Source organism: Siphonobacter sp. BAB-5385 (assembly GCF_002261125.1).
Lineage (GTDB): Bacteria > Bacteroidota > Bacteroidia > Cytophagales > Spirosomataceae > Siphonobacter.
This window is the reverse complement of sequence record NZ_NMPS01000040.1, coordinates 1-270: the sequence shown is the minus strand read 5'-3', so window position 1 is coordinate 270 and position 270 is coordinate 1. Positions and strand designations below refer to the sequence as shown.

Annotated in this window: 1 pseudogene; it reads left to right on the top strand. The window is 39.3% G+C overall.

The annotated features are described in order from the left end of the window. Positions 1–16: 16 nt before the first annotated feature. Positions 17–270 (top strand): annotated as a pseudogene (locus tag BWI93_RS03735) (hypothetical protein); the annotation flags it as partial.

The window sequence follows — 270 nt, the reverse complement described above, 5'->3', positions numbered from 1 at the left end:
TTGGATTTTACAACATATGGATACGCGTAATGCTTTGGTTGTCAGTTACTCAGCATTATCAGAAGCGTTAGGAATTAGCGAAAGAACTGCTAAGTATGCAATCTCATATTTGAAAGAGAAGAAGGCACTAGCAGTAGTGAAGTCTGGAAACACTAATATTTACGCCGTAAATGCTCAGATTGCATGGAAAGCTGATGCTAGAGGGAAAAAGTATGCACTATTTGATGCCGCTGTCTATATTTCCGGTGCAGAACAGGATAAACCCTTATT